The organism is Pseudonocardia sp. (genome assembly GCF_025465255.1).
Lineage (GTDB): Bacteria > Actinomycetota > Actinomycetes > Mycobacteriales > Pseudonocardiaceae > Pseudonocardia.
The window spans coordinates 61,123-68,385 of sequence record NZ_JAODNI010000048.1; the positions used below are offsets into that span (position 1 = coordinate 61,123).

The window sequence follows — 7,263 nt, forward strand, 5'->3', positions numbered from 1 at the left end:
ACCGGCGGGGAGCTCCGCGCGGTTGGCGTCCTCCGGGGGCGCCGTGGGAGTCGGTCGATCACGCCGCGACGGGCGGTTTCGACGGTCGGAACGGGACGGTGGGCGGCTCAAGTGAAGGCCTCGCGAGGGTAGGTGGAGAACAGCTGAGGGTGATCTTTGGGGGCGGCGGCGTACCTCAGCGGTACGCGACCTCGGCCCCGAGGTCTGTGGGGGTGCGGGTGCCGAGGGCACCGTGCCCGGGGGTGACGCGGCCCGGCACGCGGTCCGGGTCCAGCGCGACGCCCGCGGCCATGAGGTCGCCCGCGATCGCGGCGACCTGCTCGTCCGTGGCGGGCGGCAGCGGCAGCCGCGGGTCGCCGACGTCCACGCCGACCAGCCCGAGCGCGGTCTTCGCGAACACGGCCCCGCCGACGCGGCCCATGGCCCGCAGCAGCGGCAACATCGCGTAGTGCAGGTTGCGGGCCCGGTCGTGCTCGCCGGCCTCGTACGCGTCGAGCATGACCCGGAGCCGGTCCGCGACGACGTGCCCGATCACGCTGACGAACCCGACCGCCCCGACGGACAGCCACGGCAGGTTCACCGGGTCGTCGCCGGAGTAGTAGGCGAGCGTGGTCGTGGCGAGCACCTCGGTGCCCACACGCAGGTCGTTGCGCGCGTCCTTCACCGCGAGGATCCGGGGGTGCTGGGCCAGCCGCTGCAGAGTCTCGAGCTCGATCGGGATGACGCTGCGCGGCGGGATGTCGTAGAGCATCACCGGCAGGTCCGTCGCGTCCGCGACCGCCGTGAAGTGCAGCAGCAGGCCGGACTGCGGCGGCCGCGAGTAGTACGGCGTGACGACGAGCAGCCCGTGCGCGCCCGCCTTCTCCGCCTCCCGGGCCAGGTGCACGCTGTGCCGGGTGTCGTAGGTCCCGGCGCCCGCGACGACCGTGGCCCGGTCCCCCACCGCGTTGACCACGGCCCGGACCAGCTCGGACTTCTCGTGGTCCGTGGTGGTCGGGCCCTCGCCGGTGGTGCCGTTGACGACGAGGCCGTCGTTGCCGAGGTCCACCAGATGGGTGGCGAGCTCCTCGGCCTTGGCCAGATCCAGCTCGCCCTCGGCGTCGAACGGTGTGACCATCGCGGTCAGCACCTGGCCGAACGGTCGGCCTGGGGGCCGCGGCAGCGCTGGGGTCGGGCTCATGGGTTGACGGTACCGCCCGGGCTCGGCAGGCGTAGATCTGAGCCGACCGGACGGCGGAGACGCCCTACAACCCCCGCGGTGCCGCCTCGTACGCCTCGACGTCGGTGACCAGGCCTTCGACCTCGACGTTCGTCGCATCCCGGCCGAACGCGTGCAGCACGAGCTCTCCCGGGTCGCCGACGAGCGTCACCATCCCCGAGCCGGTCTTGACCACGTGCATCGCACCCTCGGGACGCTTCAGCACGACCCCGACGGGGCTGCGCCGGAAGAGGATCTTGCCCATCCGCGTGACCAGGTTCCAGAGCTCGGCGTCCCGCTCCGGGTCGGCCGGGCGGGGCTTCCAGCCGGGCTCGCCGCGGCGGACGTCCTCGTGGTGGACGAAGAACTCGGCGCCGTTCGCCACCTCGTCGACCTTCCCGATCCTGTACGGGGACCACGGCGGCGCGCCGTCGCGCAGGTCGCGGATCATCGACTCCCAGGACGTGTTCGCATAGCCCTGCATCGCCTTCTCCGCCAGCGGGGCGAGCGCGGGGACGAGGATGCCGGGCGCGGCCCACGGCTGGCGCTCCCGGACGAGCAGGTGGGCGAGGAGATCGCGGCTGGTCCAGCCCTCGCAGAGAGTCGGCCGGTCCGGGCCGGAGGACTCGAACTCGTCGCAGAGGGCGGCACGCTCGGTGCTGGCAAGGCTCACCCCAGCAACCTAACGCCGGATGCGCCCGCGCACCGGGCGGGATCGGCGGTCGCCGCCGCGGGAGGGAGGCGCGGGGGCGCTCAGCCCTCCGTCACGAAGGGGCTGCTCGCGATCTCCGTGCCGTCCTCGAGCTTCTGGATCTCGAAGTCCGTGAACACGTTGGCGACCTCGCGCTGCAGCTGGCGCAGGCACTCGATCGCCAGGGCGCGGATCTCGACGTCCGCGTGCTCGGTCGCGCGCATCCCGATGAAGTGGCGCCAGGCCCGGTAGTTGCCCGTCACGACGATGCGGGTCTCGGTGGCGTTGGGCAGGATCGCCCGCGCCGCCTGCCGCGCCTGCTTGCGCCGCAGGGTGGCGTTCGGGACGTCGGCGAAGCGCTTCTCCAGGCCCTCGAGCAGCTGCTCGTAGGCCTGGACGGACGCGTCGGCCGCCTTGAGGAACATCTCGTGCAGCTCGGGGTCGTCCGCGATCGCGTCCGGCTCGACCATCGCGGCGTTGCGCTCCGGGACGTAGCGCTGCGAGAGCTGCGAGTACGAGAAGTGCCGGTGCCGGATCAGCTCGTGGGTGAGCGAGCGGGAGATGCCCGTCAGGTAGAAGCTGACGGTGCCGTGTTCGAGCACGGACAGGTGGCCGACCTCGAGGATGTGGCGCAGGTAGCCGGCGTTCGTCGCGGTCCGCGGGTTCGGCTTGCTCCAGGACTGGTAGCAGGCGCGGCCGGCGAACTCCGCGAGCGCCTGGCCGCCGTCCGCGTCGGTCTCCCACGGCACGTCGGCCGGCGGAAGGAACTCGGTCTTCGCGACGAGCTGGACCCTGAGCGGCACGGTCTCCGGCATGAGCAGGAGCCTAACCGGGCCACTCTGGGTGACGGGACCTCACCTCCGACATCATCGGCGATGTCAGAGAAGTGTTGCGTGACGTCATCAGTGACGCCATAGTGGCGTCATGGATATCGGTCAGTACGTCACACAGCTGCGGGAGGACCTCGCCTCCGCCGCGGCCGCCGGCGACGAGCAGACCCGGCGGACCGCCGCGCTGCTCGGCGCGGCGATCGAGCCGGCCGCGCGGCTGGCGATCATGAACGCGATGTCCGACCTGGCCGCCGAGGTCACCGCGCACCTCGGGGACCGGGTCGTCGAGCTGCGGCTCGACGGCCGGGACGTCCGGGTCGCGGTCTCCGGCGAGCCCGCGGCGGCACCCGAACACGCCGGCCTCACGCCGCCGCTTCCGCCGCAGGGCGCCGACACCGGCGACATCAGCCGGATCACGCTCCGGCTCGTCGAGCAGATCAAGGCGCAGGCCGAGCAGGCCGCGGCGTCCCAGGGGGTCTCGCTGAACTCGTGGGTGGCGCAGGCCGTGCAGGGTGCGCTGGCCGGCAAGCAGCGCCGGAACGCCGGGGACGGGCGGGGCGAGGGCGGCCCCGGGGACGACGGCGGGCGACGCGTCCGCGGCTGGGTACAGGGGTGAGCGCGATGAGCGAGCACGAGTCCACCGGACCCGAGGACACCGGATCCGAGTCCACCACGCCAGGGTCCGCGGCGTCAGGGCCCACCGGGCCCGAGGACACCGGAGCGGCGGCGGCGAACCGCAGCGCGGCCGGCGACGACGCGCGTAGTGACACGCAGGAGGCCGTCCGGCAGCAGAGCTGGGCCGCGAACGGCCCCGCCGAGATCGAGGTGGGCATCGACGTCGGCCGGGTCCGGATCGAGCTCGTCGACGGCGCGGACGAGGTGCACGTCGAGGTCCGCCACGAGCCGGACCCGGCGAACCCGTTCGCCCAGGGCGTCAGCGGGCTCCTGAACTGGCTCGGCTCCTCCGCCGGGCCGGATCTGGGCAAGGTGATCGGCCAGGCCGCCGCGTTCCGCCAGGGCGCGTTCGGCAAGGGCGGCCCCTTCGGCGAGGGCGGACCGTTCGGCGACGTCGGAGCCTTCCGCGAGGGCGGGGCCTTCGGGCCGGGCGCCGGCCCGGCCGACCAGGGGGCCGCGGCGGTCCGCGCCGCGGAGATCACCTGGTCCGAGCCCGCCCGGCGGCTGGTGGTCCGCTCCACCGGTGACCTCCCGCTGCGCGTGGTGCCGCTGGCCGTCGTCGTGCGGGCCCCCGCCCGCTCGCGGCTGGCCGTGCGCACCGGCGCCGGCGACGTCACGGTGACCGGCACCGCGGGGTGGGCCGCCGTCCGCACGGGGTCGGGCGAGGCCCGCCTCGGCGCGGTCGAGGGCCAGGTCGAGGTGACGACCGGCTCCGGCGCGATCGAGCTCGGCGCGGTCGACGGCAAGGCGAAGATCCGCACCGGGTCCGGCCGCATCTCCGCCGCCGCCCTCGCCGCGTCGACCAGCATCAAGGCCGGCAACGGCGGGGTGCGGCTCGGCGAGGTCGCGGCCGACCTGGCCCTGCGCACCGGCTCCGGCGACGTCGAGGTGTCGGACGCGGTGTCCGGCACCTACGACCTGACCACCGGCTCCGGTGGGATCCGCATCGGCGTGCACTCCGGTGTCGCGGCCGAGCTGGACCTGTCGTCCGGCTCCGGGCGGGCCCGCAGCGACCTCCACGTCGGCGCGGTCGCCCCGGCGACGGATCCGGCGCTACGCATCCGCGGCCGCACCGGCACGGGCGACGTGCTGGTCACCCGGGCCGCGGAGGCGACCACCGCCTGACAGTGCCCGGCTGAGGCGCGTGGCACGACGGCGGACGTCGTGCCACGCTCACCTCAGCTCCACCGCCAGCGGTCCCGCGAGGTCACCTCGCTCGCCCGCCACCACGCCGTCGAGCTCCAGCCACTCCGCCATCGTCCGCAGCTCCGCGGCCAGCTCCGCGGTGACCCGCGCACGGTCCACCCCCGGCTCCGCGAACGCCCCCTGCACCCGCAGCACGCCGGCGGCCCGGTCCGCCTTGAGGTCGACCCGGGCGACCAGCTCGCCGTCGAGCAGGAACGGGAAGACGTAGTAGCCGTACTCGCGCTTCGGTTCGGGCACGTAGATCTCGACGCGGTAGCGGAAGCCGAAGATCCGCAGGGTGCGGTCCCGCTCCCAGATCAGCGGGTCGAACGGGCAGAGCAGCGCCCGGCCCTCGACCCGCCGCGGCACCTTCGCCGCGGGATCCCGGTAGGCCGGCTGTGTCCAGCCGCGGACGGTGACCGGCTCCAGCTCCCCCGCCTCGACCAGCTCCGCCACCGCCTGCCGGGTGTCCTCGGGGCCGAGCCGGTAGTAGTCCCGCAGGTCCGACACCGTCCCGACGCCCAGCGCGGACGCCGACCGCCGGATCAGCCCGCGGGCCGCCTCGTGCCGGTCCATCGGGTGCCGGGCCAGCACCTCCGGCGGCAGGACGCGCTCGGGCAGGTCGTAGAGGCGCGCGAAGTTCACCCGGGTGCCGGTGGTGAGGGCGCCCAGGCCGAAGAGGTACTCGCAGATCCGCTTGACCTCCGAGCGTTCCCACCAGCTCACCCCGGGCGGGCGGGACTCCCCCGCGCCGAGCGCGTTCTCCAGCGTTCCCGCGCCGACCGGGCCGAGCTCCTTGACCGCGGCCAGCACGTCGTCCACGATCCCCGGTTGCCGTTCGGCGAGGTGTGCGTAGTTCCTCCACCAGCCCGGCCGCTTGGCGCCGGACTGCAGCAACGGCCAGTCCTCCACCGGGAGCAGGCTCGCCTCGTGGGCCCAGTACTCGACGAGCAGCCGGGGCCGCCGTGCCGAGTGCGACCACGCCGCCGCGTCCACCAGGTCTCTTCCGTAGGGGCCGAGCCGGCTGAACAGCGGCATGTAGTGGGCCCGCACCGCGACGTTCACCGAGTCCAGCTGCAGCAGCCGGGTGCGGGCGAGCGTGCGCTGCAGATGCCGCCGGGTGACCGGGCCCGCAGGACGGGGCTCGGCGAAGCCCTGGGCTGCGAGCGCCGTCCGCCGGGCCACGTCCGCACCGACGGTTCGGGCTGGGTTCGTCCGCACGGCCGAGATGCTGCCACCGGACACCGACAGTCTCGCGCGGACGGCCCACCGCCGGGGTCAGGCCGGGGCCGCGACCACGGGCCGACGTTCCGCCGCGACCACCAGGAAGACCGCCACCAGCACGATCGCCCCGCCCAGGATCTGTCCCGGGGAGAACCGCTCCCCCACCAGGAGCACGCCGAGCAGCACCGCGATGACCGGGTTGATGTAGGCGTAGGTCGCGACCGTGGAGACCGGGAGGGCCCGCAGCGCCCACGCGTAGGCGCTGAAACCGCCGAGGGTCGCGAGGACGGCGCCGACCCACACCCACCAGGTCCCGGCGGGGATCGTGGCGAGGTCCGGGCGGTCCCCCTTCGCGCTCCCGATGGTCAGCAGGACCGCACCGCCGATCGTCATCTGCACCGCGGCGAGGGCGAACGGGTTCGCCGGGACGGGCAGCCTCGTCGTCGCGTAGGTGCCGGTGGCCCAGCCGAGCCCGGCGAGGACCACCAGCCACGGCCCCCACCACGCGCTCCCCTGGGTGCCACCCGATCCCGCGGACGGCGCGGCGAGCACGAGCACCGCCAGCCCGACGAGCCCGACGACGACGCCGCCCACCGTGGCCCGGCGCGGCCGGTCCCCGCCCAGCGCGCGCAGCACCACGATGTAGAGCGGCACCACGGCGATGAGCAGCGCCGCGAGACCGGAGGCGACCTGCGTCTGCGCGACCGCCACCAGCCCGTTGCCCCATGCCGGCAGCAGCAGCCCGGACAACGCGGTCGTGCCGAGCTGCTTGCGGCTCATCCGCAGGCCCTTCGGCCCCGCGAACAGGACGACGAGCACCGTGAGGCCGAGCCCGGCCGTCAGGAACCGGGTGCCGCCGGCGAGCAGCGGCGGGACGTACGTGATGAGCAGGCGGTTGAACAGGTAGATCGAGCCCCACAGGACGTAGACGACGCAGAGCGCGATCCACCCCGACCGGGTCGAGGCCGCGACGTCGACCGATCCTGTGCTCACGCCGGGGAACGTTGCCATGCCCAACCAATCGGCGGAAGGAGTGTGGCCGGAGGCACCGGACACCCGTCCGGTACGAATGCACCATGGCCATCGCCGCGGTCCGCCCCGCCGCCGACTCCGACGTCGACGAGATCGTCCGCATCCAGGCCGACACCTGGCGTGTCGCCTACGCCGGGATCCTGCCGGAGGAGGCCCTCGAGCAGCTTCGCGGCGACCAGGCCCGCGCGGCCTGGGCGGACGCGGTGGCGGCCGGCGAGGGCTCCGGTGCCGAGTCCTACTGGGTCTTCGTCGCCACCGAGGGCGAGTGGACCGTGGGGTTCTGCGCCGCCGCCCGCTACGCCGGCCGGGAGGACAGGGACATCGCCGAGATCAGCGCCCTGGTCGTCGAGCCGCGGTGGGCGCGGCGGGGGCACGGCGGCCGGCTCCTCGCCGCCGCCGCGGAGGCCCTGCGCGGGGCCGGGTCGGCG

General features: G+C 74.5%; 8 protein-coding genes. 3 read left to right on the top strand and 5 right to left on the bottom strand.

Features of this window, described 5'->3' with window-relative positions:
- Positions 1-175: 175 nt before the first annotated feature.
- The 3 genes from dapA to thyX form a co-directional block, all read right to left on the bottom strand.
- Positions 176-1,180: a 4-hydroxy-tetrahydrodipicolinate synthase gene (gene dapA, locus JWP64_RS04885; protein ID WP_297492749.1), complete on the bottom strand. Its 1,005-nt coding sequence runs from the start codon at positions 1,178-1,180 to the stop codon at positions 176-178.
- Positions 1,181-1,244: 64 nt separating this feature from the next.
- Positions 1,245-1,871, bottom strand: coding sequence for a TIGR03085 family metal-binding protein (locus JWP64_RS04890; protein ID WP_297492752.1), 627 nt, complete (start codon positions 1,869-1,871; stop codon positions 1,245-1,247).
- Positions 1,872-1,951: 80 nt separating this feature from the next.
- A complete protein-coding gene (gene thyX / locus JWP64_RS04895; RefSeq protein WP_297492755.1) occupies positions 1,952-2,704 on the bottom strand; it encodes an FAD-dependent thymidylate synthase in 753 nt (250 codons plus the stop codon).
- Between the two features lie 109 nt (positions 2,705-2,813).
- On the opposite strand from thyX, the gene JWP64_RS04900 reads away from it, so the two are divergent.
- Both JWP64_RS04900 and JWP64_RS04905 read left to right on the top strand, forming a co-directional pair.
- On the top strand, positions 2,814-3,335 hold the full coding sequence (locus JWP64_RS04900) for a toxin-antitoxin system HicB family antitoxin (protein ID WP_297492757.1): 522 nt from the start codon (positions 2,814-2,816) through the stop codon (positions 3,333-3,335).
- Between the two features lie 5 nt (positions 3,336-3,340).
- Entirely contained in the window at positions 3,341-4,519 is a 1,179-nt protein-coding gene (locus tag JWP64_RS04905; protein ID WP_297492761.1) for a DUF4097 family beta strand repeat-containing protein, read from the top strand.
- A 48-nt stretch (positions 4,520-4,567) separates the two neighbouring features.
- Here JWP64_RS04905 and JWP64_RS04910 read toward each other — a convergent pair whose 3' ends face one another.
- Together JWP64_RS04910 and JWP64_RS04915 are read right to left on the bottom strand one after the other, a co-directional pair.
- The gene (locus JWP64_RS04910) at positions 4,568-5,800 is read right to left on the bottom strand and encodes a crosslink repair DNA glycosylase YcaQ family protein (RefSeq protein WP_297492764.1); all 1,233 of its coding nucleotides are present in this window, start codon (positions 5,798-5,800) and stop codon (positions 4,568-4,570) included.
- A gap of 57 nt (positions 5,801-5,857) precedes the next feature.
- On the bottom strand, positions 5,858-6,796 hold the full coding sequence (locus tag JWP64_RS04915; RefSeq protein WP_297492768.1) for an EamA family transporter: 939 nt from the start codon (positions 6,794-6,796) through the stop codon (positions 5,858-5,860).
- Between the two features lie 83 nt (positions 6,797-6,879).
- On the opposite strand from JWP64_RS04915, the gene JWP64_RS04920 reads away from it, so the two are divergent.
- A partial coding sequence (locus JWP64_RS04920) for a GNAT family N-acetyltransferase (RefSeq protein WP_297492771.1) occupies positions 6,880-7,263 on the top strand: 384 nt, incomplete at its 3' end.